Source organism: Deltaproteobacteria bacterium, from assembly GCA_020848905.1.
Classification (GTDB): Bacteria; Myxococcota_A; Polyangia.
Genome location: JADLHG010000004.1, coordinates 439,307 through 465,370, shown reverse-complemented (window position 1 = coordinate 465,370; position 26,064 = coordinate 439,307). Strand labels below are relative to the sequence as shown.

Genomic DNA, 26,064 nt, shown 5'->3' with positions numbered 1-26,064 from the left:
CAGCGCCTCAGCGCAGAGAGATCACCCTGCGCAGCGTCTTCCCCTTCGCGATGCGCAGCCTGAGCGTGCGTCGCAGACTCCGCTCCGGGTTCACGAGCTCGACGGTGTGCGTCCCCGCAGCCAGCTTCAGTGAGAGGACGGGGGTCGGTCGCGCGAGCTTCCGTCCGTCGATGGTCACCTCCGACCATGGGACGCTGTTGAGGCTCAGGTACCCGAAGCCGGCCGAGGCGGCGCGCGGAGGCCTCGGCGGTCGCACCACGGCGCGCGCCACACCCGCGTCAGACGGCCTCCCGGGGCGTCTCCCCGCCGGCACCTCTGCCACCGCGCCATCCGGCGGCTGCGCCGCCCTCGGACGTAACGACGCGCTCGCCACAGCGACGGGCCGCGGCGCTGTCGCGCGTGACGCGGTGGGGACGGGGTCCGGGGCGGACCGCACCAGCGAGCGCACGACGAGGCCCACCGACGTCGCCAACAGCAGTACGCCTCCCAGTGCGACCGGCAGCAGCCACCGGCGTCGCGCGGGCGTGATGGCCCCGGACGGGTCCTCCTGAAGCACTCGGGTCAGGAACTCCGAGTGGAAGGTCTCCGCCGCGGCGCGAATCACCTCGAGGTCGGCCGGGCCCGGCAGCTCCACCAGTCCGGAAACCTCTTCGGGTCCCCCATCGTCGGGGGGCTCCTCCTCCCGCACCTCGGGCAGCACCGACGCCGTTCGCTCGGGCTCGAGCCCCACCTCCTTCAGCAACCCGGCCACCCGCGCTCCGAGCGGACCCGCGTCTCCCGCACCCTGGGCTGACCTCGCCCGCAGAAGGAAGCCTTCGAGGGCCTGCAGCATCTCGTGCGCCGACGCGTAGCGCGCCGCGGGCTCTCGACGCAGAGCCCGCGCGACGATGGCCCGAAGTTCCTCGGGCGCGGCCTCGGGCACCGGCGGCACGTCGGCCGCGCGCGCCAGGGCGAGCACCTCCCGCGGGTCGTTCCCCGGATAGGTCCGGCGTCCGGCCAGCATCTCGTGCAGCACGAGGCCCGTCGAGAAGATGTCCGTCCGGTGATCCACGGGAGCGCGCAGCGCCTGCTCGGGCGACATGTACGAGACCGTGCCCGTCAGGCGCCCCGAGGTGTCCGCGCGCCCGGCCAGCTTCGCCACGCCGAAGTCCACGATCTTCACCTCGCCCTCCCGGGAGAGGAGGATGTTGGTGGGCTTCACGTCGCGGTGGATGATGCCTGCCGGCTGGCCTCGATCGTCGGTCTTGCGGTGAGCGTAGTCGAGTCCCTTGCACACCTCGGCAATCACGTGCGCCGCGAGCTGCGGATCGAGGCGCTCGCGGCGTTTCCGCAGCGTCTGCAGGAGCTCGTGGAGCGACGTCCCCGAAACGTACTCCATCGCGATGTAGAGGTCCGCACCCACGCGCCCGAAGTCGAAGACGGGGACGACGTTGCCGTGGCTGAGCGTGACGAGGAGTTTCGCCTCGTTCACGAAGAGATTCGTGAAGTAGGGGTTCACGAGGAGCGCGGGGTCCAGCCGCTTGATCACCAGCGGCTTCACGAAACCCTCCGCGCCGAAGGACTTGGCCAGGTAGATCTGGGCCATGCCCCCGTAGGCCAGGAGCTTCGTCAGCCGATACCGGCCGAAGCGCGCGGGTAGGTCGAGCGGCGTGCTGGGCGTCGCGTCGAACGGCGAGGGCGTTGCAGCGCCCACCGAGGGAGAAGCCATGAGCTCGATTGACCGGCCGGAACCCTGAACCTATCATACCGCAAGTGACCGACTACACGCAGAGCCGACCCGGCCAGCTCCTCGGGCTGGTGGGCACGATGTGCGCCGCCCTCTCCTGCGGATCGTCGGCTCCGCCCCCTGGGAAGGTCTACCTGGAGGTTCGACTGCGCACACCGGCGACGCCCAACCCGTTCGAAGGCGTCGTGCGCGTGCGCCTCACCGCAACGGGCGTCGGCATGACCGAATCCAAGGTAGAGGCCCCCCGCAGCACGGGCGAAGTGCTCCTGCCGGCGCTCCCGCTAGGGGCGGGGCGCGTCCTCCGACTCGAAGGGCTGGACGCGACGGGAACCGTCCTCTCCACGGGTCAGACCGCTCCCTTCGCGGTCACGGCCACGACCCCGGACGCGGTGACGATCTTCTTCAGCAGGGTGGACCGCTTCTCGGCGCTGGAGGCGCAGCTCGCCCAGCCGCGCTCGGGCCACACCGCCACCGCGCTCGCCGACGGCCGCGTCCTGATCGCCGGCGGCACGGGAGCTCAGGGCGTGCTCGCCAGCGTCGAGCTCTACGACCCCCAGACGGGACGCTTCACGCGGCTCAAGGATCTCCGCCGGGCGCGCACGCATCATGCTACGGCTCGGGTCGGCGATCGCGTGGCGATCGTCGGGGGGGAGAATGGAACTCCACTGACCAGCGTCGAGCTCTACCATCCCGATCGCGGTTCTGAAGCGGAGCTCCAGCTCAGCATGCCACGTGCCGGCCACACCGCGACGGCTCTCCCCGACGGCACCGTCCTCGTCGTAGGCGGTCCCGAGGAGAAGGGGAAGCCCCCCGAGTCGGCGGAAGTCATCGACCTGTCGGCCCCGAGCGTCCGGCCGGCCCCGCGCCCGAACCAAGGACGACGCGATCACGTGGCCGCCCTCGTCTCGGGCGGTAAGCTCCTCATCGCCGGCGGGAGCAAGGAGCCACCCGCACCGAACGCCGCCGAGGGCCTCCTCGACGACGCGAGCCTCTACGACGGCGGGGCGAGGAGCTGGAACCACGGCGTCGCGCCCCTCCCCGCGCCTCGCGCGCGCGCTGCCGGCGCCACGCTCCTCGACGGTTCGGTGCTGGTCGCGGGCGGAAATGGGCCTGGAGCCTCACGCAGTGCGGCGCTCTACCGCGGAGGGAGCTGGCAAACGCTGGCGCTCACCGCCGACCACGTGGACCTGGCCGTCGCACCGCTACCCAGGGGGGCGCTCGTCGCGGGTGGTGCCTCGACTCCGCTCGCCGAGGTCTTCGAGGCGGGGCGCATGCGCCCCGTGGCCGGCGCTGACCTGGGATCCGAACGCCGTTTTCTGACTCTGACCTCGCTCCCCGACGGTACGGTACTCGCCGTCGGTGGCCAGCAGGGTGGGACTCCCCGTGGCGATGCGTTCATCTTCAAGGCGCGCTGACCGCCGGGCTCCGTCGAGCCGACCGGCGATCGCACGCCGCGTGCCCCTCCCCGGCCTGCTCGCGTGGCTGCTGCTCTGCGCCGCGCTTCCCCACGCCGGCTGCGCAACGACCTCGCCGCGGAGCGCCCCCTCGGGCCTCGGCAGCCAGCCGGGTCAGGACCGCATCTGGGTCGTGCGCGAGGGCAGCTGCTGCGAGCCGACCGCCTCCGCGGCGGCCGAGGAGCTCCTGCGTCGCGTCGCCCAGCGGCGACGAGCGACCCTGGTCCCCGTGGCCCGTGGCGCGGTCTCGGGGCGCACGACGCGCTCCGGCGACGACGTCCGACAGGTCCTCGGGCGTGCCGTCTCGCTCTACGTCGCCCTGAGCACGACCAAGCTCCGTCGAGAACTCGAGCGCGCGCAAGCCGTCGTGGACCGCACCGCGGGCGAAGGCCTCGTGGCGCGCGAACTAGCACAGCTCCAGCTCCTCCTCGGCGCGCTCGCCCACGCCGAGGGGAATAGCGAGCGCGCCCGGCACCACTTCCGTCTCGCCGTGGGGCACGACCCGGGCCTTTCACCCGATCCGGACACCTTCTCGCCCGCGATTCGCACCGAACTCTCTCGCGCCCGGAGCGCGCGCCGCCCGATCGACGTCGTGATCCGGTCGGTACCGCCGGGGGCGCAGATCCTCTTCGACGGCGCCCCGAGCGGGGTGACCCCCCTGACCCTGCGCGCCACCTCCGACGGCGAGCACTACCTTCGCCTGGAGGCCCCCTGTTACCGCCCGTGGACCGACCGGGTCCGGTTCCGCAACGCGGCGCACCTCGAGGCGCGGCTCGAGCCTCGGCCGGCCACCGAGCTCGCCACGATCTTCGAGACCCAGGCCGAAAACCGCGCGCAGGCGGCGGCGGTCCTCGGAGGAGCCGGCGTGGCCCTCGTCTCGGCCAGCGACGGAGGCGCTCAGGTGGAGGTCTGGTCCCCCCACGCGGCGCGACCGTCGGGCGCTCGCCGGGTTGGTCCCGCGACGCCCCCCGAGGAGCTCGACCGCGCGGCGGGAGAGCTCGCCAGCTTTCTCGCCCCGGGGCCGACCCCCGAGCGGCCCGAGGAGGGCAGCCGCCGCCCGGGCTTCTTCCGACGAACCTGGTGGGTATGGGCCCTCGTGGTCGGCGTCGCCGCCCCGGTGGCCATCGCCGTCCCTCTGGCGGTGAGCGGTGGGAGCAGCACTCCCTCGGATCCCGACCGGCCCGTGCGTCTTCGCCTCCCCTGAGGGCCCCCCACGGGGTGCCCCGGGGCCGCCTTTACGCGCCGCCCGACCCGGGCTCGTACTTCTTCCTAATCCCGAGGAGCTGGATCTTCCGCACCAGCGTCCGGAGGGGCATGTCCAGCGCCTTCGCCGTGTCCGTTTGGTTCCAGCCGTGGGCCTGCAGCGCGTCCAGAATGAGCTGCGCTTCGTAGCGCTTGAGCTTCGCCTTGAGGTCCACCGCGGCGCTGTCGACGGGTTCGAGGGCCGGGCCACCGCGGGGCTCGGTCGCCTTTCGCACCCGCTCGGAGAGGTCGTCCACGCCGATCACTCCGTCTTGAGCGATCACCACGGCGCGCTCGATCACGTTCCGAAGCTCGCGAACGTTGCCGGGCCAGCTGTACCCCTGGAGCAGCGCCTCCGCCGCGGCGTCGATCCGCTGGATGCGGCGCCCATTCGCGGCATTCGCAAGAGCCATGAAGTGCCGCGCCAGCGGCAAGACCTCCGAAGCCCGCTCGCGGAGTGGAGGCAAGCGGACGGTCATCGTGTTCAGGCGGTAGAACAGATCCCAGCGAAAGGTCCCCCGCTCGCACATCTCCTCGAGGTCCCGATGCGTCGCCGCAAGCACTCGCACGTCCACCTCGAGCTCCTTGGTCGAGCCGACGCGACTGAGGCGCTTGCTCTCGATGACGCGCAGCAACGCCGCCTGCGTGGCGAGAGAAAGCTCGCCCACCTCGTCGAGGAGCACGGTCCCCTTGTCCGCCTCCTCGAAGAGCCCCTTGCTCTGCGAGACCGCCCCCGTGAACGCCCCCTTCTCGTGGCCGAAGAGCACGCTCTCGATGAGCTGCTGCGGAATCGCGCCGCAGTTGATGCACCGTAGCGGCCCCCGCCGCCTGCGCCCGGCCTCGTGGATCATGCGCGCCACGACCTCCTTGCCCGTCCCCGTCTCGCCCTGGATCAGCACCGGAATCACGGAATCGCCGAGCCGCAGAGCGGTCTCCGCGACGCGCTTCATCTCAGGATCCAGCACCACGGGTCCGTCGCCCACCTGCTCTGCCGCGAGAGCGGGCGAGGCCACCTCGGCCAGGCGGACGGGCTGACTCGCCCTCGCCCCCTGGACCGCGAGCCGCGCCTGGGCGAGGAGCTCCTCGGCGGAGGCGGCCGACCCGGGGTAGAGGGCGAGGCCGCAGATCAAGGCCGGCTCTCGCTTGTCGCGTCGCTCGACGGTGGCCTGCGCCAGACGAACCGCCTCGGCCTGGCCCACCTCGGGAAGTGCGATGAGGACCGTCGAGGGCCCGTAGAGCGCGATGCGATCCACGGGACGAAGGAGCTGCCGGACGCGCGGGCACCAGACCGACAGATGTCCATCCTGTGGCTTGGCGGTCTGGACCATCAGGAGGGCCAGCCCCCGCCCGAAGGTGCGCGACCGAACGAGCTCGTCCTCGAGCGCCTGCATGAAGCGGTCGTGGCCCTCGATACCTAGCGGCTCGGACGCTGCCGGCGCCAGCACGTGCACCGATACCGTCACGCCCCCGAGGCTCACCTCGTCGTCGAGGCGAAGCTTCGCGCGATGGATCTTCTTGCCGTTGACCCGCGTGCCGTTGGTGGAGCCGAGGTCTTCCACCCAGACGGCGTCCTCGAGGAGCTCGAAGCGCGCGTGCTGGCGCGACAGACTGCCATCCCGAATCGGCAGGTCGGAGGGGCGCGACCTCCCGATCACCACCGGGTGGTCCGGCTCGAGCGGCACCATCTGCCCCCCATCGCGGTGGAAGACGAGCAGCGACACGCGCCGCGCGGGCTCCCGCTCGACGGTGTCGGTCCAGGTGAGCGTGTTTATCGTTACGCCTTCGTCGTCGCGGGGCACCCGACGGCCCTCCGAATCCTTGTCTGTGTGGGGGGACGACGGCCGCGCCGCGTCGCCCTGCGAAGGAGCTTACCATAGCGGCGGCGCCGCCGAAGCGCCCGCGACGCAGCCGCTCAGAAAGCCTTGCTCACCCCGAGCCCGAGGAGGTGCGACGCCGTCTCGTAGTGCCCGCCACCCACCCCCACCGCTCCGGCGGGACTGATGGGGTTGATCTGCAGCGCTCGGCTATCTCGATGATCCACCTCGCGAGACGGGACGAGCACGAACCCGTAGAGCGCATCCAGGCGAAAGCCGCGCAGCGTCAGGCTCGCACCCGCGGTGAAGAGCTGCTTGTTGTGGTCGAGCAGCAGCACGGAGGCGTACGCGTCCTCCACGGCGCCCCTCTCGAAGACGTACCCCGCGCGCACCGCCACCGGCGCCCGCGGGATGAAGTACTCCACCCCCAGCCGCACCGAAAGCGCGTCTCTCAGGTGCAGCACCTCCGCCATCTCGGGGACCTTGTAGCGCCCGATGCCCGGCACGTTGCTGATGTAGATGTCGTCCGGTACGAAGGAGAGCCGCTCGGTCATGGACCAGCTCTCCCAGTGCAGATCCAGCTCGAGGCGCAGCCGCGGGATGGGCCGCACCTCCACCCCCGCCCCCACCATGAGCGGGAAGGTGGCGGTGATGTGTCCGTCGGTGCCCTCCACCGAGGAACGCGAGTAGAGCGGGCTGGCCGGGAGTTGCACGTCCACGGCGCCGGCGGCGCGCACCCAGACGGGAAGCTGCACCGCGAGTCCCAGCTTCACCCTCGGGTGAGGCTGGTACTTCAGACCCACCTTCGCCGAGGGGTTCACGAACCCGAGCATCCGCGTCTGCGTCAGCGTGTCGAACTCGGGATCCTCCGGGCCGCTGCTCAGCGCGCCGTTGTAGCTCGTGGCGGCCTTGAGCGTGTAGAGCCCGACGACCTGATTTTGAAGGGAGATTCCAATTGCGAGCTGCGGCAGGAGCTGGAAAGCCACCGCCAGGTCGAGCTGAACGAAGAGCGTCCCCTTGTACGAGATGAGCGAGTACCTCTGCGGCGCGTCGGTGTGGGCGGTGTCCAGGCAGCCCACGGGCTGCGCCCCGGCCGGACACGCGTCGTAGCTCGGACGAGGAAAGGCCGGCAGCGCGGCGGTGGGCGCACTCAGCGAGGCGCCGATCCACAGCCGCTTGTGGAACGCCCGCATGGCGAAGGCCAGGGTCGGAATCGGCAGGAGCGGGCCTTCGTTCCGCACGCTCGGCAGGAGGTTTCCGCCCGAGTCGACGCGCGTGTACGTGGCGCTCTGCAGCACCAGCGTCCCGTCCACGAGGACGTGGACACCTCGCAGGCCGGCGATGGCCGCCGGGTTGTACCAGATGGCCCCCGCGTCATCGCCACCGGCGACGAAGGCCCCGCCGCGTCCGAGGCCCCTCACCCCGTGCCCGGGGAGAAAGAACCCCCCCGCCTGCGCGAGGCTCGGCCAGAGCGCCGCCAGGAAGGCGAGCCAGCGCGAACGTCGACCTATGAGGATGATCACGGGCTGGGCGGTCCTCGGCCGAGACGTACCGGGCGACTACTCCTCGGTGCACGGCCCTCCACACCGATTCTTCACCAGGTCGAAGAACTTCGCCAGCCCGGTCTCCTGACTCCCCACGAACTCCCTCGCCGCGCGGAACGCCTCGGCGAAGTCCTCCCCGCTGTACGAGGTCCCGCGGCCCGGTTGTTTCCGGTGCATTTCGGCGCACAGGTCGAGGAGCGTCTGCACCGGAGATTGCCCCGGAGCCTGCTCCTTGTAGGCGTTCCGCAGAAGCTGCGTGAAGACCCCCTTGCGGTCGAGCTCGACGGCGGGTCGCAGGAAGCGCAGCGCGGCCGGAATCAGGCCGGCCTCCGGCTGCGCGGCGCGACCGAGCCACCGCGCGACGGGGACGAGGTCCGCGTCGTCGAGCGCAAACTGAAACAGATCGGCGAGCGCCGTGAGCGAGGCGTTGAACGACTGGGTGCTGTTGATCTCGTCCACCAGGTACCGAAGCAGACCGTAGATGGCCCCGCGCGCCCGCGCGTCACGATGGACGATGCCCATGAGGTCCGCCGCGGCCGCCACCACGGGGCTGCTCAGCCAGCGTTCCAGGTCGGCCGGCAAGCTCTGGCCGAGCCACTGATGGAGGTCGCCCGTCTTGCCGTGCACCTTGAGCCGCCCGCGCAAGAAGTCGAGCAACACGGTCGCGGCAGGCACGATGCGCCGATTGCGGAACCGATACGTCCCGGACTGCTCCTCGACGGCCAGAAAGACGTCGAGGAGATTTTTCGTGGACTCCCGCCAGGCCTCGCGAATCGTCAGGTCACCGCGCTGCTCGGCCCGCGTGAAGGCCCTGTCCGCGGCTGACAGCGCGTCAGCGAGAAGATAGATAGCCGACACTCCCCCCGGCACGGGCGTCTTGCCGTCGGACATGTACGCGACGGCCTGGCCGCCCCGGTATTTCAACCCCGGAAGCCGTCGCGGGTCGGTCAGGTCGGCGAGGAGGTTGACCAGCACGGCGGTCCCCGACCGTCCCCCCGAAACGGTGAGGCCGTTGAGGATGGGGACGAAGCCCACGAGGGCTGGCCACAGGTCGGTCTGCTCGAGGATCTGCACGAACAGCGGCTCGTAGCGCACGAAGGCGCTCCCGAAGCTGAAGTTCCGCTGCGTGGGAGCCGTGAATTGATGGTCCTTGCTCTCCTTCGTCGCCCAGTGACGGTGGAGCAGGGCCAGACTGTCGACGAGGAGCTGCTCCGCGCCGTGGTCGGCGAAGGCCTGCACGAGCGGCCTGAAGGCGTCGAGGAACATGCACGGCTCGGTGGCGCTGCAAGAGAACCCGGGGTGCGGCACCTCCCAGGCCAGGAGCGACCCCTGGTGCTCGCGATTGAGGCGATGCCCGTCGATGCAGACCGCCGGATCCTGCGTGTCGCTCACCGCCAGGGGGGGCGGGTCGAGAAACATCATCCGATTGACGCCCCCGGGGGTGGGATGCACACCCCACCCCTGAACGCCGGTCATGATGCCGAGAACCCGGTCCTCTCCGACGGTGTTGATCACGCTGCGGAGCAGACTGGGCATCTTGTCGAGCTTCAGGTGGAAGGAGGCCTTGGAGGTATTCGTAAGATTCCCGTTGCCGTCGCGCTGCCGCGCGATGCTCTGCGTGTAGAAGAGCGCGCCGTTCTTCACCTCGAACAGGTCGCAGGCCTTGAAGGGACCGGCGAGGTCGACGCCGAGGACCGCCAGCTTCACCACCGCGCCGTCCTTGTTGCACATCTGCATGCCGTTCGAGTCATGCATGATGTGGAAGAGGCGCTGCATGATGCTCCGGTTGGTCGAGCTGTCGGGCTGTTTGCGGTCGACGAGGTCGCGGAACACCGGGTTCGCGACGGCCTGGGTGCTCGGATTGAGGATCTGCACGTCGCGGTACTTCATGTAGTTCGCGAGCATCGCGCCGACGGGGCGCACGCGGGGGTCCCCTAGCGCGCGCAAGATGTCCTGCATGAGTCCCGGCGTGTCCAGGATCTTGCGCAGCAGGAGCAGGAGCTCGTCGAAGACCATCGAGCCCGGCTCCAGCTTGGCCTCGGGGTGCTTGGACGCGATCTCCATCGCCTTGCGGAACTCCCGTACGAGTCGCGCGGTGGGGCCCTCGTAGGTGGAGAGCAGGGCGCGGCCGAGCTGGAGCGTGTCGTCCATCGACGAGGCACGCAGCACCTGAAGACCCGCGTGGGCCAGGTCGAGGAGGGGCGAGCTGTCGGTTGCGAAACCCCGATACGCCAGCATTTCGCTGTCCTCGCCCTTCTTCTGCACGTCGCGGCGCTCTCCGAGCACCGTCGCCAGCGCCATGAGCAACCGGACCGGGATGTCCTTGTCCGGATCCATGATCGAGACCGCATCCCGCGCCAGCGCGCCGATGAGCGTCGTGTCGAGGTCCAGGTACTCGAAGAGGGGCTTGCCGCCCGGGTCCACGGCCCGCCCCTGCGCGTCGCGCCCCGGCGCGCTGTCGGCCTGCCGGAGGTCGTGCTGGAACGGCTGCGGCGGCACCCCGGACGCGACCGAGAGCTGCCCGTGCACATCCAGGTCGGCCAGCCCGTCCTTGTCCGCATCCACGAAGGGCGGCGGGACAGCGGGGGCAGCCGGGTCGGATCGCACCTGCGCCACGCCCCGGTGGTCGCGGCGCACGATCCAGCGGGGCCGGCCGGTGCCGAAGGCGGCGTTCTGCGTGAAGAGCAGATCGAGGAGCACGCGGAGCGGTCGGTCCTTCGCGCCCGGATGGTACCGCGTCCCCGACGCCGGATCGTCCACGCGACGGAGCGTCCGCAGCTCGAGGCTCAGCCCCGCCATGAGGTCCCGGAAGGCCGGCTCCCCCTTCCCGCGCTCCCCGACGACGGCGAGCAGCGCGTTCAGGACCTCGCGGATGTTCGGGTAGCTCACGAGCTCGCGAACGGCGCCGAGCGCCACGGCCCGTGGCCGATAGCCCATGTGCTCGCTGAGGCGGGCGATCGCGCGCGTGAGTTCCTCGTCCTGCTCGGCGAGACGCAGCACGTCGGAGGTCTTTGCCACCAGGTCGGGGAACGCCCCGCTGTCGGTCAGGGGCAGGATGGAGACCATGTAGTCCTGCAGGTCGGACAGCTCGTCGCCGGGGAAGACGAGGTCGATCGCCTGCACGAAGGGACGGTGAGCCTCCATGAGGACGGCCACCTTGGGGTCGCTCTCGGCGGCCCATGGCGGCAGGAAGCGGGGCCCGTACCGGCACGCGAGGCGGTAGCGGCTTCCGGACACGTCCACCGGTCGGTCCGGATCCATGGTGCCCGCGGCCAGGCTGGAGGTGTAGGCCACGCGCTGGCACGCGATAGTGAAGAATTTCTGGCCGAAGGTGGTCTCGTCCGGAGAGGGGGCGGGGGCCCCTTCGAGCGGCGCGGCGCACGCGCCAACGGCGAGCGAGAGCAACATCGCGCCGGCGCGGCGTCGCACTGCGGCCGCCGGGTAACGTGCTGGGGCCTGCGGGAGTGCCCGCCGGCATGGGGAGCGTCTACGCGGGAGAGACATCGGCTCCGACGCAAAGCAAAGCAAGGGTCATGCCTCTCACAATCTAGCGTGGAGAGGGCGCTCCAGAAAGGGGCGAGCGGCGGATTGCTCCTCTACCCTTCACGCGTTCCGCTCGCGGGCCACGCAGCGCGCCGCGTCACACGGCAGGGTCTGGAGACCCCAGCGCACGGGGCACCTGCCCTTCGCCACGGACAGCCGCACGGGAGGCGTCGCCGGACGTCGCGATGCTTGCGCCAGAACTTCCCACGGCAATAATGGGGGGGTGCAGCCCATCCCCTTTGGCCGCTACCTCCTCCTGGAACAGCTTGCACAGGGCGGGATGGCCACCGTCTATCGGGCCGTCCTTCGCGGTGGTCCCGGCTTCCAGAAGCCAGCGGCGCTGAAGCGTGTCCTGCGCGCGCTGTCGGAGGACCCCGAGTTCGTGGCGCGCTTCGCCGATGAGGCGCGAATCGCGTCCACCCTCGCTCACGGCAACATCGTACAGGTCTTCGACTTCGGCAAAGTGGAGGGCGAGTACTTCCTGGCCATGGAGCTCGTGGATGGCCCGGACCTCGGTACGCTCGTCGAAGCCGCGCAGCGACGCGGTCAGCCGATCCCCATCCCAGCCGCCCTCTTCGTCTGCGCCGCTCTCGCGCGCGGTCTCGGAGCCGCCCACCGTCGCACCGACGAATGGGGGCAGCCCGCGCCGGTCGTGCACCGCGACGTGAGCCCTCAGAACGTCCTCGTCTCGCGCGCCGGCGAGGTGAAGGTAGCGGACTTCGGCATCGCGAAGGCGGCGGACAAGGTTCTGCGAACCCGCACGGGACTGGTGCTGGGGAAGTGCCGCTACATGGCTCCGGAGCAGGCTGCGGGCGAGGGGGTGACGCCGCGAACCGACGTCTTCGCGACCGGCTGCGTGCTGTTCGAGTTGCTGACGGACCGCCCGGTGTTCGAAGGAGAGGGCCCGGAGGCGATCCTGCGCGCCGTGGTGGGCCAGCCCATCCCCGTCGCGTCCACCGTGAATCCCGAGATCCCGCCCGAGCTGGACGAGATCCTGACGCGCGCCATGAACCGGGTCGCCGCCGCGCGGTATCCCGACGGGGACGCGCTTGCCCGCGACCTCGAGCGCCTCCTCCACACGATCGCGCCGGAGTACTCGCGCGACGACCTGTCCGCCCTGGTGACCGCCCTCGCCCCCGCCCGACGCGAGACCCGACGAACGGGCGAGGCCGAGCCGCGCCCCGCGGCCCCCGGTCCGACGCCGAGCGCAGAGGGACCCTCGCTCGACGCCCTCCGCGCGGGGTTCGGGCAGGCCCCTACGGTGCCGCAAGCCGTCCCCGAGCCGGCCACCCGCCCGATGCCCTCCTCCCCCCTTGCCAGCCTTGCGACCTCCACGGCCTCTCCGACCCACCCGCGTGCCGCGCCACCCCCGCCCTCGCCCACGGACGCGGCGCTTCTGCCCTTCGCCACCACGCGGCTCCTCGACCGCGGATCGGACGTCTCGCAGCCGAGCATGCCGAGCATGCCGAGCGTGCGCACCGGACCCGCGGCCATCCAAGCGGTCACGGAGCGCGCCGCGTTGGACGCCCCCCCTCGCCTCTCGCGAACGCTGCGCTGGGCCCTCCTCTCGGCGGCAGCCGCAGCCGGGCTCCTCGTCGGCGTGGCGCTCCGCCGCGGAATGGCGGCCCCCGACGACGCGGGGCACAGCGTATGGGTCCCGGGGACCAGCCTCGAGGGCGGACCGTGGCGGCTCCGCTTGCGAAGCGCTCAGCGCGGAAGAGGAGGACGTTCCTCGGGGTCGATGGTCTGGGTGGAGCTAGACGTAGAACACGCCAAGGGGACCGCTGGCGACGCCGGACGCTACTTCTTCCTCGGCCGGGCGGGCGACCCGGGAAAGAGTCCCCGCGTGTACCGCATCCCGAGCGGCCCCGGCGAGGCGTGGACCCTCGGATTCGACGGCGCGGCCGAAGCTACCCCGGCCCTCGAGTTCGTCCCGCCCGATGCGGCTCCGCTGCGTCGCCGCTTGCCCCTCTGACGCCTCGCGCCCCCGCATGAGCGACGCGCACACACCATGGCGGTAGGGTCGAGCCCGCAGATGCTGGTCTGCCCCACCTGCCAAAGCGCCTACGCGAGCGACGCACGGTATTGCCCCGAGGACGGCTCCCCACTGGAACGCTCCGACCCGTATCTCGGCCGCACGCTCCAGGGACAGATCGAGGTGCAACGCCTCTGCGGGCGAGGCGCGATGGGCAGCGTCTATCAGGCCTGGCAGCGCACGACCGAACGGCAGGTGGCGGTGAAGATCCTGCGCTCGGACCTCCTCGGGGACGAACGGATCGTCCGCCGCTTCATGCGCGAGGCCCGCGCGGTAGCTGCGCTCAACCACCCGAACATCATCACCGTGTTTCTCGTCGGGCACACGACCGAGGGCGTCCCCTTCATGGTGATGGAGTACGTGGACGGTCCCAGCCTCGAGGAGGTCTGCGCCCCCGCCGAGCCGCTACCGCTCCCGCGAGCGCTCGCCATCGGGCGCGAGATCGCCCTGGCGCTCGGTGAGGCGCACGCGCACGGCATCGTGCACCGTGACCTCAAGCCGGCGAACATCTTGCTCGCGCGGCGACGCGGGCTCCTAGAACAGGTGAAGGTGGTGGACTTCGGCATCGCCAAGATCCTGCGTGCTGCCGGCGACAGCCATCTAAGCCAGAGCGGCGCGCTCTTCGGCACGCCCTACTACATCTCCCCGGAGCAGGCCTCGGGGGCGAGCGTCGACCATCGCGCCGACCTGTACGCCCTCGGGGTCATTCTCTTTCGCATGGTCACCGGCCGACTGCCGTTCGCCCGCGGCACCGGCATGGAGGTGGTCGTGCAGCACCTCAAGGAGCCTCCGCCGCGCGCGGGCGAAATCGTCCCCCACCTGCCCCCTGCCCTGGATGCCGCGATTCTGCGCGCCCTCGAGAAGGATCCCGCGGCGCGCTGGCCGACCGCCGAAGCGCTGCACGCGACCCTTCTCGCGATCGAGCGCGACGTGGTCGCTTGCGGAGCTCCGACCACGCTGCGCCCCACCGCTCCGGGACCGCTCGCACCGGAGCCTCCCGCCCCCGAGATCGGTTCAGGCGTCGACGTACCGCCGTCGGCCGCCGTGACAGCTCCCTCCGTCGACGTCCCCGCGACGAAGCTCGCCCCTCCGCTCCCCCGCCCTCCACGTCGCGTGCGAAGGCGCGCCAGGCTGGCCGCGGTGAGCGCCATCGTGTCGGTAGCGATCGGGAGTGCGCTCGGAGGCGGCATCTGGCTCTTGCAGCGAGAACCCGCCGCCAGCCGGAGTGCGAAGGCGCGACCGGATGGCGGCGGCGCCCCGCGAGAGGCGGCGGCATCAGGTCGCGGCGACGCATCCTCGCCGGACGCGACGCCTGCCGCGAGCGCCGACAGAGAGGCTCCATCCCCGGAGGCCCCGCGCGCTCACGCGCCCACGCCGGGGGACGCTCAGGCGCTCCCCGCAAGAAAGGCCAAGCACCCGCCGCGCAAGGGTCGCGGCAAGATGCGCGCCCCCCGCAGTCGAACGGCGCCACCTCCCGAATCGGACCACGATCTGCCCGCACCGGAGGCCCCCGCGACCCGCCCCAAGGAGGACGATCTCTACGAGCCGGTGGACTGACGATCTGCGGCCCTGGCGTCGTCCACGGCGTCAGTTGGGCTGTGGAGAATAGCGCACCCAGCACACGGCCTGGGATCCGAGCGGGACGCATTCGTACTGCCCCCCTCGCGCCTCGTCCCTACAGCCATCGCTCTCCGTCGGAGCCCGCGGATTGCACCCCGTGGCGAGGCACATCGACAGCGCCTGAGAGCTGCCGAGGACCACGCAGGTGCTCCCGGTTGGGCACCCCCACGGCGCACCGTGATGACAGCCGATGACGGTGCAGTAGCCTCCCGCGGCCTCGAGCCCACCCGTGGCCACGTGCCGCTCGCCGAGACAAAACTGACCGCGTCCGCACTCCCCGCTGACGCGACACGAAGCGCCCACCTTTGCGTTCTCCGTGCCGCGGGGAAAGCAGAGGCCGAGGAGCGGGTCGCACACCGAGTCGGGCTTCACGTCGCTCCCATTGCCACACTGGCCGTCCCGCTGGCACGCGGCGAAGAGACAGACCGGCCGGTGCCCGTTGTAGAGGATCGACGCGGGGTCGCAGGCCAGCCGCGGGTGCAGGTCCTTGCACGGGTTCGAGGTGGACGAGGGAACGCAGGTGCGCAGGCAGAACGCTTGCGTCGTCGGGGGGCTCCCCGGCGGCGAGACCAGCACGCGCGTGCACGCCGTCCCCGTGGGGCAGTTGTCCTCGATCTGCGGCGTGGTCAGGTCCTCCACCGTGCACCCGGGGAGCGCGCAGACCCCCACCCCGAGCCCCACCGTGAGACAGACCGACTGGCCGCTGCATCCCGTCCCCGAGTCCAGATTGCAGGGGGTGCCCGGAGAGCCGCTCCAGCCCGCCTCGGTGATGCGGATGTCCGGAGGGAGAATGCCGTCCCGCCGGCCCGCCTCGAGCAAGCCCCCGTCCGCCGGCGCGGGGGCGCGGGGGCACCCGCTCAGGGCGAAGGCGCAGAGCGCGAGGCGCGCCATGGAACGCATGGTGGCGAGTGTACAACGGGGCGCGCGCTGGAACGAGGGCCGCGGGTCGCGGCGAGGGCAGGTGAAGGGAAGCAAGGGGCGACGGGCGCTCGGCCCGCCGCCCGCAGGACGCGGCGCTACGGCGTGCGCTTGTCCGTGCCCGAGGCCGTGTCGTCGAGGCAGAAACCCTCGGGGTCGGTCCCGGAGGCCTTCTTCGTGCCGTCGTAGATGCTCCGGCAGGCCATGTTGGTCGGGTTCTCCATCGTACCGCTCGTCGCGGGGTCGTCCGCGCCGATGCTGTCACAGCCGACGGTCGCCTTCGGACCGAAGAAGTCGCAGGTCACCGTCGGACCGAAATCGCAGACCGGGTCGGAGACGATCGGCTTGTTGTTGATCGACAGGGCGTTCCAGCCCCGGCACTCGTAGTCGCCGTACTTGTCGACCTTGCCGCCCGTCAGCACCTCCTTGCGGCAGGTGTCCGCCTTGGTGAGATCGCACTTCTTCATGCAGATACCGCCGTAGAAGAGGGTGTGGCAGGCCGCATCGGCCGGGCACGCGGCCTCCTTCAAGGTGGAACCGAAGGCGCAACCGGAGATGTTGCAGTAGCCGTTCCGCGCGTGCACCGTGCACACGCCCGGGTCACACTTGCCGCCCGTGCAACCGCCCGTGCAGCACTCGCCCGCCGTCTTGCAGGCCGCCCCGGCCTTCAGGAGCTTGGTCCGGTCGTACTCCATCTCGCAGCGCATGTTCCCGGCGCAATCCTTGTCGGAACCGCAAGGAGAGCCGATCTTCGCCGCCGCGTTGCCCTTCGAGTGCGGGGCGCAGAGACCGCTCGCCGTGTCGCACTTGCCGGGCTCGGTGCAGACCCCCGCCGTGCCCGTGTCGGTCAGCGGCTCGCAGGTCTCACCCGTGGCGCAGTCCTTCTTGGACGTGTCACAGGTCTTGCCGTTGGTGATGGGGCACTCGTCGTCCTTGGTGCAGCCGAAGCGCAGGCAGACGGCCTGGTCGGTGACGCGCGTGATCGACGAGCTGCGCGGATGGCAGGCGAAGGGCGACTGGCACTCGTTCTTGCCGAGCTGCGGAGCGCAGTTCTTCAGGCAGAGGCTGATCGTCTTGCCGCTCGTCAGCTCGATGCCGTAGCACGCGTTCTTCGGCCGGTCGGGGCAGCTGTCCTCGTTCGCGAGCGGGGTGGCCGGGTTGTCCGGCTTGCACTCGCAGGTACAGATTCCGCCCTGGGTCTGCGAGAGGAGGAGGCAGGTCGCGTTCTGGCCGCACTCCTGGCCCTTCTCGGTGCACTTCTTCCCGATCACAGCCGGATCGCAGGTGGCTGTGCCACCGTCCGCCTTGGGACCCGCCTCACCGCCGGGACCGCTGTCTCCCGGAATGACGCTCTCGCCGCCGCCACCGTCGAGCGTCGGGCCCCCCCCTTCCTTTTGGGAGCCGCCGTCCGCCGGCGTGGTGGAGCTTTTGCCGCAGGCGCCCAGCGTGGCTGCGCCCGCGAATGCGAAGACCAATGCCAACCGTCTCATGTTCCTAAGGCCTCCATCGGCGATGGGTTTCTGCAGGTCCAACACCTACAGTGCAAACCAAAGTGTGGACGCGCTTAACGCAGTCTTTGCGCGCCTGTCAAGGGGAAACGGGGTCAGTTCATGATTAACTGCCGGAGATTATTGGAGCTGGTCTCAGTCCAGCAAGCCTCGCGCCATCCCCTCGTGCGGCAAAATCTCCCATGATGTCACACATCCGTGCCGCGCCGGCCCTCGCAGAGCCTGACAGCGCTGTCAGGCCCTCTCTCCCCTTGAGAGACTCCTCACGGTGCCCCGCTCCGTCGCTCACGCCGCCAAACCGCACGGCGTGACAGGCGGCGCCGCGGGCGTTAGCCTCTCCCCATGCCCACGCGATGCGTTCTCCGGTCCGCGACACGCTATCGGTCGGCCGTCGCCCTCGGAATCCTGCCGTGGCTCCTCGGCCTCGAATCCCTCGCCGTCGGGCGCCCCCCTCCGCCCGTGCCGCGCGTCGCCCCCCCGATCCCCCGCCCCCCTCCTCGCACCGGGCGCGCCCTGCCCTCCGCGCGCCCGCTCCCCGCACAGCCGGGGGACCCCGCGCCGCTCGTCAGCGAGGAGTACGCGGACGCCGTCGTGGCGCTCGCCAAGGGGAAGCTGCGCGTCGTCCGGCTGCGCAAGGGCCGCCTCGCGAAGCCCGAGCACCTTCCCCGCTTCGTAGGTCGTTATCAGGTGCGGCTCTACGCCGAGAAGACCCTGCGGGACCTCGTGCGCTTCAACTTCCCCCTCACGGCGCCGGCAGGTGAACCCACGCTGCCGAACCTAGATCTCAACCGATCGATGGCGCGCGGGGTGAACGCCGAGGCTACGGTCCGCATCCCCATCGTGCCGGGGCTGACCCACCTGGAGATTCTGGACAGCCGGACCGCCGCCCGCGTCTCGTTCAGCCTGAAGGGGATCGCGCCGGCGCTCCCGCCGCTCGCACCCGCGGTCAGGAAGGGAGCCTTCGGGCTCGAGCCCACCGCGCCTACTCCTTCGAAGGCGCCTGCGCCTGCGGGACGCTGACCTCCTCGCCCCGCACCTTGGCCCGGATGTACACGAAGGTGGCCTGGATGGCCGACACGATGGGTACCGCCAGGAGCGCTCCCATCGGCCCGTAGGTCCGCTCGCCCGCCACGACCGCGAAGATCACGATCACCGGGTGGATCTTCGCCGCAGAGCCGATGATCTTCGGGTTCAGGACGTTCGCCTCGAGGAGGTGAATGCCGATGATCCAGCTCAGGATCAGGAAGCCGCGCGGAAGGTCCACCCCCTCCTTGCCCGACACCAGCGCCACCACCACGATGGGGATGCTGGAGAGGATCGAGCCGAAGATCGGGATCAGGCTCATCGTCCCGGCGAGCAGGGCGAGGAGGAAGGAGTACTTCACGCCGAAGACCTTGAGCCCGATCCAGGTCAAGACCGCGTTCACCACGCAGATGAGAAGCTGACCACGTATCGCCCCCGAGAGCCCCCGGTTGATTCGCGCGAGCACCTCGTCGAAGTCGTGGTGGTACTTCTTCGGCGCCAGCCCTCGGATCCCACCGAGGATGCGTGCCGTGTCGAGCAGCAGGAACGCGCTGATCATCAACACCAGGATGAAGGTGGTGATGGCGTGCAGGAGTCCCACCACGGCGCGCTGACCGAAGCGCAGGACCCGATTCATCCGCGACTCCGAATCGCGCACTGACTCCTGGATGAATCGATTGATCGCATCCTCGAAGCGGCCGGCGCCGAGGGATGGCGGGCGCCGGACCTCCCCTGGGCCGACGACCCACCGCCCGTCCTCGAGCCGCGACACCTCGAGGCGCATCTGCCGCACGTCGAGCTCGACCGTCCCGTCTGGAAGGCGCTTGACCGAAATGCGAGACGACGGCCCGTGCTCCTCGGGGGGCCGCGCGACGGCAGGCCCACCGAGCAGGTCACCTTCCAGGTTGGCCTGCAGCCAGCCCGCGACGCGGGGCACGTACTCGGTCTTGGCTTTCTCCCAGATCGCCGGCGCCTCCCGGACCAGCCGCCGGAGGTCCTGGCTCACCCTCGGCACGAAGGAGGTGAAAAAGAGCACGGCCAAGCCGAGCAGCACGAGGTAGAGCACGATGAGCCACGCGAAGCGCGGCAACGCTCGCCCCCCGATCTTCCACCGCCCGAGAAACGACAGCACGGGGGAGAGGACGTAGGTTACGAGCACCGCCAGCACGAACGGCAGAACCACCTGACGGAAGACCACCAGCACGAGGAGCACGAAGGCCAGAAAGCCCCAGAGACGCGCCGTCTCACGGAACCAGGCCCAGAAGCCGAGCCGTGCCGCGGCGGCCGCGGCGGCGGCGTTCGCGTCTCCTCGCCCGTCGGGCGCGGGGTGTTTTCCCGTCTGGTCGATCGGTCGTTCGTCGCTCACGCGCTCACCCGCTCTCCGGCGCGGCGTCCCCACGCGACCCCGGCCACCCCCCACCGCTTGCAGGAGGTGCACCGCCAGAACATCTCGGCTGCCGCGTGACCGCACGCCGCGCAGCGGTACCCGCGCTCGGCCCGTCCGAGCACCGCGAGCAACTCCTCGAGGTGCCGGCGCACCTCCTGGTGCGTCCCGCTCTTAAGCACGAGGCGCGCCGCCTCCCGGCGCGCAGGCACGAGCCCCGGGTGTTCTTCGACGAGCCGCTCGAGGCGCACGAGCGCCGTCGCCGCATCCTGGCCCGCGAGCAGTCGCGCTTGCGCCAGCCGCAGCTGGACGTCCCCCGGCCGCGCGGTGAGCAGGGTCTGCAGCGTCTTGCCCAGCTCGTCCGCGCTCCCCGCCCGCGCGTGCGCAGCCTCGAGGTGCGGCTGCAGGAACGCGATGAGCTCGGGCTTGAGCGTCAACGCCCGCCGGAAGGCCTTGGCCGCGCTCGCCGGACTCCCGCGCTCGAGCTGAAACTGCCCGAGCTCGAAGAGCGCGTGGATCGAGGTCCCATCCGCTGACAGGGCCCGCCGAAGCGCGCGCCTCGTACCGTTCAGGTCCTTCTTCGCCAGGTGCTCGTGGGCGAGCTGCGCCCAGAGGTGGGCTACCAGTGCCCCGCAGTCGGTCCCGGAGAGCTTCCCCACGCGCTTCTGCGCGAGCGCCGCCCGTTCCCACTCCCCCGTCTCCTCGTAGAGCGCCGCGAGCTCGCGCCAGGCGGGGGCGGCCTTCTTGTCGTGCGCCACCACCCACTCGAGCGCCTGGATCGCCCGCCGCGGAAAACCGGCGGCCCGGAAATCCAGCGCGAGCTGCTTGTGCACCCGTCGCCGCGTGGGCTGGTCGATGTCGCGGCGCACGAGGATCGACTGGTGCACCCGCACCGCCCGCTCGTGCTCCCCTCGCTGACGGAAGAGCGCGCCGAGGGCGAAGTACGCCTCGACGGTACGCGTGTTCTCCTGCAGGGCCTTCGTGATCTCACCGATCGCGGCGTCGGTGTTCCCCTCGACCGCCTCGGCCAGGCTCCGCGCGTAGGTCCGTCCTTCCTTCGCCGCCCGCTGCAGCGGCCGCCGGTCCGGGACGTAATAGCGGCCGAGCAGCGTCCCCACGACCAGCAAGAAGAACCCGACTCCGACCAGGAGCAAGAGGTTCATCGGCCGGCCCTCGCCTTGGGCTCGTCCTCGTCCAGCGCGAGGGACGACTCTTCGAAGGCGGCCTCGTCGCCGACGGACGCCGCCGCGCCACTCGCCGACGCCGGGAGATCCTCGAGGGGCGCAGGAGCCGTGATCGCCAGATTCCGCAGGTCCGAGAGCTCACCCTCGAGCTCGCGGATGTAGCGCTGGTCCCGGTTGCGATCCACCGCTCGGCGGATCCAGGACGGAACGAGCGCGAGCATTGTCAGCCCGCACCCCGCGCCCAGCGAGGCCAGCATGATGGCCCAGAGCGGAGACTCGTACTCCACCACGTAGAAGGGGTCCCCGAGACGCGCCTGCGCGGCAGGCACTCGGACCACCACCCACTGCGCGTTCTCCTTGAAGAAGAGCACCAGAACGCCCACGGAGAATACGACCATGATCACTGCCGCGACCAGCACCAGCGAACGCAGCGGCCGGCTCACGCGAGCTCCTCCTCCACCGTGGGAACGAGATCCCGCATGACGGGCACGAGCTGGTCGTAGCTATCCGCGAGCCCGATGCTCAGGACCTTCGTCTCGCCTACCACGGGCAGGAAGTTCGTGTCGCCGACCCAGCGCGGGACCAGGTGATAGTGGCAGTGCTCCGCTATCCCTGCGCCGGCCGCCTCGCCGAGGTTCATCCCCACGTTCACACCTTGCGGCCGGAGCGTCTCGCGGAGGGAACGAGTCGCTCGGCGCAACACCTCGGCCAGCACCCAGTAGTCGGGGGGGGAGAGCTCCGACGGGTCCGCCGCGTGAAGTCGCGGCACCGCCATCAGATGGCCACTGTTGTACGGGTATCGATTCAGGATCAGGAAGGCGCGTCTCCCGACCGACAGCAGCAGGTTCGCGCGATGCTGGTCCTCGTCCAGGGCGGGAAGAGCGCAGAAGATGCACCCCTCGGGCTTCGGGCCGGCCGGCTCACCGAGCAAGTAGCCCTTCCGCCAGGGGGCCCATAGGCGCTTCAAGGTCTTCGCTCCTCGAGGCGCCCATTATAGTGGGCTCCCCGCGGTGCGCGCGACATTTGCGGCGCCTGCGGCCAGCTCTTAGTCGTCGTCGCCGTCGCGGCGGCTCTTGCGGTCGCCCTTCTCGCCGCGACCGCCCTTGGCGGTCTTGAGCGCGAGGTCCGCGAGCTTGCCTTTGAACACGTCACCCAGAGTGGCGCGCTCGGCCCCGGCCGCGAAGCCCTGAACGTCCGCCAGCTCCTCGGCACGGGCCGCGGCGCGCATGCTGAGCGCGATCTTGCGCTCGCCTTCGTCGACCGTGATCACCTCCGCGCGAACGGTGTCGCCGGGGTTGACCATCTTGCGCGGATCCTCGACGCGCTCCTCGGAGAACTCGGAGACGTGGATCAGCCCCTCCACCCCCTTCTCGAGCTCGACGAACGCGCCGAAGTCGAGCACCTTCATCACCTTCACCTCCACCACCTTGCCGGGCGGGTACTCGACGGGGATACGCTCCCAGGGGTCGGGGATGGTCTGCTTGATGCCGAGCGAGATCTTGGGCTTGTCGCCCTCCATGTCGATGTTCAGGACCACCGCCTCGACCTCGTCCCCCTTCTGATAGAGCTCGGAGGGGTGCTTGATCCGCTGGGTCCAGGACAGGTCGGAGATGTGGACCAGACCGTCGATCCCCTCCTCGATCTCGACGAAGATGCCGAAGTCGGCGATGTTGCGCACCCGGCCCTTGACGATGGTGCCGAGCGGGTACTTCTCGGAGAGCAGCTCGTAGGGGTTCGGCTCGAGCTGCTTCATCCCCAGGCTGATGCGATTGTTCTTCGCGTCCACGTCGAGCACGATGGCTTCGACGGTATCCCCCACGGCCACGACCTTCGACGGGTGCTTCACGCGCCGCGTCCAGCTCATCTCCGAGACGTGGATGAGCCCCTCGATCCCCTGCTCGAGCTCCACGAACGCGCCGTAGTCCTTCAGGCTGACTACCTTGCCCCGCACCTGGCTGCCCGCCGCATACCGCGCCTCGGCGTTGAGCCACGGATCCTCGGAGATCTGCTTCAGCCCGAGGGAGACGCGCTCGGTCTCCGGGTTGTACTTGAGCACCTTGACGCGAACCTTGTCCCCCACCTGGAAGAGCTCCGAGGGATGGTTGACCCGCCCCCAGGACATGTCGGTGATGTGGAGCAGGCCGTCGATCCCGCCGAGGTCGATGAAGGCGCCGTACTCGGTGAGGTTCTTCACCACCCCCTCGACGATCTGGTCTTCCTTCAGCTTCTCGAGTGTGGCGGTCTTCAGCTCGGCGCGCTCCTTCTCGAGGAGCACGCGCCGGCTGAGCACGATGTTGCCGCGCTTCTTGTTGAACTTGATGACCTTGAACTTGTAGGTCTGGCTGATGAACGAGTCCAGGTTCCGGACCGGGCGCAGATCCACCTGCGACCCGGGGAGGAAGGCCTTCACACCGCCGCGGATGGTGACGGAGAGGCCGCCCTTCACGCGCTGCGTGATGGTCCCCTCGATCAACTCGTCGCGTTCGCACGCCGCGCTGATCTCGTCCCACACCTTCAGCTTGTCGGCCTTCTCCTTGCTGAGAACGATGAGACCATCCTCGTTCTCGCGGCTCTCGAGCAGCACCTCAACCTGATCCCCTGCCTTGACGTGGACCTGCCCATCGGTGCCGGTGAACTCGTCGAGAGGGATCTGTCCCTCCGACTTGAAGCCGATGTCGACGACTACGTGTTCCTTGCCGACGAGAATGACGCGGCCGGTGATGATGTCCCCTTCATTGAACTCATCACCGATGATGGTCTGCTCGAACAGTGCGGCAAAGGACTCGGTGTCGTCGGGCAGGCGGGCCACTCCCCGCTTGCTGTCGCTGGTGGTTTCGACCATTTGAACTTCGAAGCTCCTTCCTCGTTCGTCTCGATTTCTTCGGCTAAACCCCGGTAAGTCCTTGACTATTGAGGGCCTGCCGAAAATCGCTGGGAATCTACGCCCCTGCGGGGCCGATGTCAACTGCTCAGACCGACTCCCCCCAAGGAGGGTTCATCAGCGCCGCGTCGGCCGGGACGGCCGCGCCACGGACGAACACGCGACGTCCGGCCCGCTCCACGCGCCCCTCGGCGAGGAGCTGGAGCGCCCGGGGGTAAAGCCGGTGCTCCTGCGCCAGGATGCGGCGGGTGAGCGTCTCCTCGTCGTCACCGTCGAGAACGGGGACCACCGCCTGCGCGATGATCGGTCCGCTGTCGGTCCCCTCGTCGACGAAGTGGACGGTGCAGCCGCTCCACTTGGAACCGTACGCGAGAGCCTGGCGCTGGGCGTGAACCCCCGGAAACGCGGGGAGCAGCGCGGGATGGATGTTCACGACGCGGTCCGGAAAGGCGGAGAGGAAGCGCCCCGAGAGGATCCGCATGAAGCCCGCGAGCGCGATCCACTCGGCTCCCGTTCGGGCGAGCGCCTCGATGAGCGCCCCCTCGAAGGTAGCGCGGTCCGCGTAGTCGCGATGGGAGATCACGACGGTCGGCACGCCCGCGCGCCGAGCCCGCTCGAGCGCGTAGACGCCGGGGCGGTTGCTCACCACCACGCGGACCTCCGCGTCGAGACGTCCGTCGGCCACCGCGTCGAGAATGGCCTGGAGGTTCGTGCCGCTCCCGGACACCAGGACCCCGAGGCGCAACCGGCTCACGCGACGAACTCCACCGCCGAGCCGGTGCGCGGCACGAGCTCCCCGACGATCCACGAGGGGATCTCACCGAGGAGAGCCCGCGTCCGGTCGGCATCCTCCGGTGGCACGACGATCAGGAGGCCGAGACCCATGTTGAAGGTGCGGCGCAGCTCCTCCTCCGCCACGGGTCCTCGCTCGCCGATGAGGCGCATCACCCGCGGCACGGGCCACCTTTCCGGATAGAGCCGGAAGGCCAGCGTGTCGGGGATGACGCGCGGCGGATTCTCGACGAGCCCCCCGCCAGTGATGTGGGCGATCGCTCTCGGCTCCACCTGCTCGAGCAGCGCGCGGACGGGCTTGACGTAGATGCGCGTTGGCTCGAGGAGTTCGTCGGCCAGGCTTCGACCGAACTCGGGCACCACCGCGTCGAGGTCCGCCCCCTCCCCGACCAAGACGCGCCGCGCCAGGGAGTACCCGTTCGAGTGTAGCCCCGACGAGGCCACGCCCACCACGAGGTCCCCCGCCGCCGCCTTCCGCCCGTCGATGACCCGCGACGCCTCCACGACTCCCACGACGAACCCGGCCAGGTCGTACTCCCCTCCCGAGTAGAATCCCGGCAGCTCCGCCGTCTCGCCACCGAGCAGCGTGCAGCCGGCCTCCTCGCACCCCCGCAGGACCCCTTCCAGCACCCCCTGCGCGACCGGTAGCTCGAGCGTTCCGACTGCGAAGTAATCCAGGAAGAAGAGCGGCTCGGCTCCCACGCACAGCAGGTCGTTCACGTTCATGGCCACCAGGTCCACGCCGATCGTGGCGTGGCGCCCCGTCGCGAACGCGAGCTTCAGCTTCGTCCCCACCCCGTCGGTGCTCGCCACGAGGAGCGGCTCCTCGAGTCCCCGCGGCAAGCGGAACAGTCCCGCGAAGCCGCCGATCCCGGACACGAGCTCCGGCCGATGCGTGGCCCGTGCGCGACTGCCGATCCATCGGGCGAGCGCGTTCCCCGCATCCACGTCCACGCCAGATGTCTTATATGTTATTGATTTCATTTTGTTATTATGCGCTCTGGCGCGGTCGCACCATAGCCCGCGCGCATCGAGAGGTCAAGTCATCGGAACGCGCGCGCCCCCTTGCGGCGCCCCCTCCCGTCAGGCATGCTGCGCGACGGGAGAACACGATGCCCCTCGATCCAGACCTGATCCGAATCCTGCGGTGCCCGAAGTGCAAAGGGGAGCTCGAGCTCAAGAAAGACGAGAGCGCCTTCATCTGCCACGGGTGCAAGCTCACCTACCCCGTAGTGGACGAGATTCCCAACTTCCTGGTCAGCGAAGCGCAGCCCCTGCAGAAGTAGGGCGCGGGGCCCTCTGGCCGCCTCGGAGGACCGGAACTAGTCGTCCCTCCCGACCGGCCCGGGCGCGTTCCGCCAGCGCACCGCGGCAGCCGCCGCTTGGTCGCAGAGGA

The 26,064-nt window shown here is 70.2% G+C and carries 19 protein-coding genes; 6 read left to right on the top strand and 13 right to left on the bottom strand.

What is annotated here, in order from left to right; genetic code table 11:
- Positions 1-7: 7 nt before the first annotated feature.
- The gene (locus tag IT371_02670) at positions 8-1,708 is read right to left on the bottom strand and encodes a protein kinase (protein MCC6746531.1); all 1,701 of its coding nucleotides are present in this window, start codon (positions 1,706-1,708) and stop codon (positions 8-10) included.
- 44 nt (positions 1,709-1,752) lie between these two features.
- On the opposite strand from IT371_02670, the gene IT371_02665 reads away from it, so the two are divergent.
- Positions 1,753-3,141 (top strand): hypothetical protein, encoded by a 1,389-nt coding sequence (locus tag IT371_02665; protein MCC6746530.1) that lies wholly within the window; start codon positions 1,753-1,755, stop codon positions 3,139-3,141.
- Positions 3,142-3,181: 40 nt separating this feature from the next.
- Positions 3,182-4,384, top strand: a complete 1,203-nt coding sequence (locus tag IT371_02660; protein ID MCC6746529.1) for a PEGA domain-containing protein — start codon at positions 3,182-3,184, stop codon at positions 4,382-4,384.
- Between the two features lie 31 nt (positions 4,385-4,415).
- Here IT371_02660 and IT371_02655 read toward each other — a convergent pair whose 3' ends face one another.
- The 3 genes from IT371_02655 to IT371_02645 all read right to left on the bottom strand — a co-directional run bounded on the left by IT371_02655 (position 4,416) and on the right by IT371_02645 (position 11,209).
- Positions 4,416-6,107, bottom strand: a complete 1,692-nt coding sequence (locus tag IT371_02655; GenBank protein MCC6746528.1) for a sigma 54-interacting transcriptional regulator — start codon at positions 6,105-6,107, stop codon at positions 4,416-4,418.
- Between the two features lie 227 nt (positions 6,108-6,334).
- Positions 6,335-7,759, bottom strand: coding sequence for an outer membrane protein transport protein (locus IT371_02650; GenBank protein MCC6746527.1), 1,425 nt, complete (start codon positions 7,757-7,759; stop codon positions 6,335-6,337).
- 36 nt (positions 7,760-7,795) lie between these two features.
- A complete protein-coding gene (locus IT371_02645) occupies positions 7,796-11,209 on the bottom strand; it encodes a hypothetical protein (GenBank protein MCC6746526.1) in 3,414 nt (1,137 codons plus the stop codon).
- Between the two features lie 337 nt (positions 11,210-11,546).
- On the opposite strand from IT371_02645, the gene IT371_02640 reads away from it, so the two are divergent.
- Positions 11,547-13,298, top strand: a complete 1,752-nt coding sequence (locus IT371_02640) for a protein kinase (GenBank protein MCC6746525.1) — start codon at positions 11,547-11,549, stop codon at positions 13,296-13,298.
- Positions 13,299-13,334: 36 nt separating this feature from the next.
- Positions 13,335-14,915: a protein kinase gene (locus IT371_02635; protein MCC6746524.1), complete on the top strand. Its 1,581-nt coding sequence runs from the start codon at positions 13,335-13,337 to the stop codon at positions 14,913-14,915.
- Positions 14,916-14,945: 30 nt separating this feature from the next.
- Here IT371_02635 and IT371_02630 read toward each other — a convergent pair whose 3' ends face one another.
- Both IT371_02630 and IT371_02625 read right to left on the bottom strand, forming a co-directional pair.
- Positions 14,946-15,878, bottom strand: a complete 933-nt coding sequence (locus tag IT371_02630; GenBank protein ID MCC6746523.1) for a hypothetical protein — start codon at positions 15,876-15,878, stop codon at positions 14,946-14,948.
- Positions 15,879-15,994: 116 nt separating this feature from the next.
- Positions 15,995-17,386, bottom strand: a complete 1,392-nt coding sequence (locus tag IT371_02625; GenBank protein ID MCC6746522.1) for a hypothetical protein — start codon at positions 17,384-17,386, stop codon at positions 15,995-15,997.
- Positions 17,387-17,746: 360 nt separating this feature from the next.
- Here IT371_02625 and IT371_02620 point away from each other — a divergent pair, with 360 nt between their 5' ends.
- Complete coding sequence (locus IT371_02620; GenBank protein ID MCC6746521.1) at positions 17,747-18,424, top strand: hypothetical protein; 678 nt, start codon at positions 17,747-17,749, stop codon at positions 18,422-18,424.
- On the opposite strand, the gene IT371_02615 is transcribed toward IT371_02620, so the two are convergent.
- From IT371_02615 to IT371_02585, 7 genes are all read right to left on the bottom strand, one after another.
- The gene (locus tag IT371_02615) at positions 18,387-19,793 is read right to left on the bottom strand and encodes an AI-2E family transporter (protein ID MCC6746520.1); all 1,407 of its coding nucleotides are present in this window, start codon (positions 19,791-19,793) and stop codon (positions 18,387-18,389) included. The two genes, IT371_02620 and IT371_02615, sit on opposite strands and share 38 nt — an antisense overlap.
- A complete protein-coding gene (locus tag IT371_02610) occupies positions 19,790-20,974 on the bottom strand; it encodes a tetratricopeptide repeat protein (protein MCC6746519.1) in 1,185 nt (394 codons plus the stop codon). Before IT371_02610 ends, IT371_02615 begins: the two co-directional genes overlap by 4 nt.
- Positions 20,971-21,438: a LapA family protein gene (locus IT371_02605; GenBank protein MCC6746518.1), complete on the bottom strand. Its 468-nt coding sequence runs from the start codon at positions 21,436-21,438 to the stop codon at positions 20,971-20,973. Before IT371_02605 ends, IT371_02610 begins: the two co-directional genes overlap by 4 nt.
- Positions 21,435-21,962, bottom strand: a complete 528-nt coding sequence (locus IT371_02600; protein ID MCC6746517.1) for an HIT domain-containing protein — start codon at positions 21,960-21,962, stop codon at positions 21,435-21,437. Before IT371_02600 ends, IT371_02605 begins: the two co-directional genes overlap by 4 nt.
- Positions 21,963-22,040: 78 nt before the next feature.
- Positions 22,041-23,837, bottom strand: a complete 1,797-nt coding sequence (locus IT371_02595) for a 30S ribosomal protein S1 (GenBank protein ID MCC6746516.1) — start codon at positions 23,835-23,837, stop codon at positions 22,041-22,043.
- A gap of 127 nt (positions 23,838-23,964) precedes the next feature.
- Complete coding sequence (locus tag IT371_02590) at positions 23,965-24,630, bottom strand: phosphoribosylglycinamide formyltransferase (protein ID MCC6746515.1); 666 nt, start codon at positions 24,628-24,630, stop codon at positions 23,965-23,967.
- A complete protein-coding gene (locus tag IT371_02585) occupies positions 24,627-25,652 on the bottom strand; it encodes a phosphoribosylformylglycinamidine cyclo-ligase (protein MCC6746514.1) in 1,026 nt (341 codons plus the stop codon). Before IT371_02585 ends, IT371_02590 begins: the two co-directional genes overlap by 4 nt.
- Before the next feature lie 128 nt (positions 25,653-25,780).
- Between IT371_02585 and IT371_02580 the strand changes: the two genes are divergently transcribed.
- Positions 25,781-25,954, top strand: a complete 174-nt coding sequence (locus IT371_02580) for a Trm112 family protein (protein MCC6746513.1) — start codon at positions 25,781-25,783, stop codon at positions 25,952-25,954.
- Positions 25,955-26,064: the final 110 nt, after the last annotated feature.

What these genes read in the sequence shown, in the direction of transcription:
- IT371_02670 (MCC6746531.1), bottom strand. Translation starts at nt 1,708, where the DNA reads ATGGCTTCTCCCTCGGTGGGCGCTGCAACGCCCTCGCCGTTCGACGCG.
- IT371_02655 (MCC6746528.1), bottom strand. Translation starts at nt 6,107, where the DNA reads ATGGTGCCGCTCGAGCCGGACCACCCGGTGGTGATCGGGAGGTCGCGC.
- IT371_02635 (MCC6746524.1), top strand. Translation starts at nt 13,335, where the DNA reads ATGGCGGTAGGGTCGAGCCCGCAGATGCTGGTCTGCCCCACCTGCCAA.
- IT371_02630 (MCC6746523.1), bottom strand. Translation starts at nt 15,878, where the DNA reads ATGCGTTCCATGGCGCGCCTCGCGCTCTGCGCCTTCGCCCTGAGCGGG.
- IT371_02625 (MCC6746522.1), bottom strand. Translation starts at nt 17,386, where the DNA reads ATGAGACGGTTGGCATTGGTCTTCGCATTCGCGGGCGCAGCCACGCTG.
- IT371_02620 (MCC6746521.1), top strand. Translation starts at nt 17,747, where the DNA reads ATGCCCACGCGATGCGTTCTCCGGTCCGCGACACGCTATCGGTCGGCC.
- IT371_02610 (MCC6746519.1), bottom strand. Translation starts at nt 20,974, where the DNA reads ATGAACCTCTTGCTCCTGGTCGGAGTCGGGTTCTTCTTGCTGGTCGTG.
- IT371_02595 (MCC6746516.1), bottom strand. Translation starts at nt 23,837, where the DNA reads ATGGTCGAAACCACCAGCGACAGCAAGCGGGGAGTGGCCCGCCTGCCC.
- IT371_02585 (MCC6746514.1), bottom strand. Translation starts at nt 25,652, where the DNA reads ATGAAATCAATAACATATAAGACATCTGGCGTGGACGTGGATGCGGGG.
- IT371_02580 (MCC6746513.1), top strand. Translation starts at nt 25,781, where the DNA reads ATGCCCCTCGATCCAGACCTGATCCGAATCCTGCGGTGCCCGAAGTGC.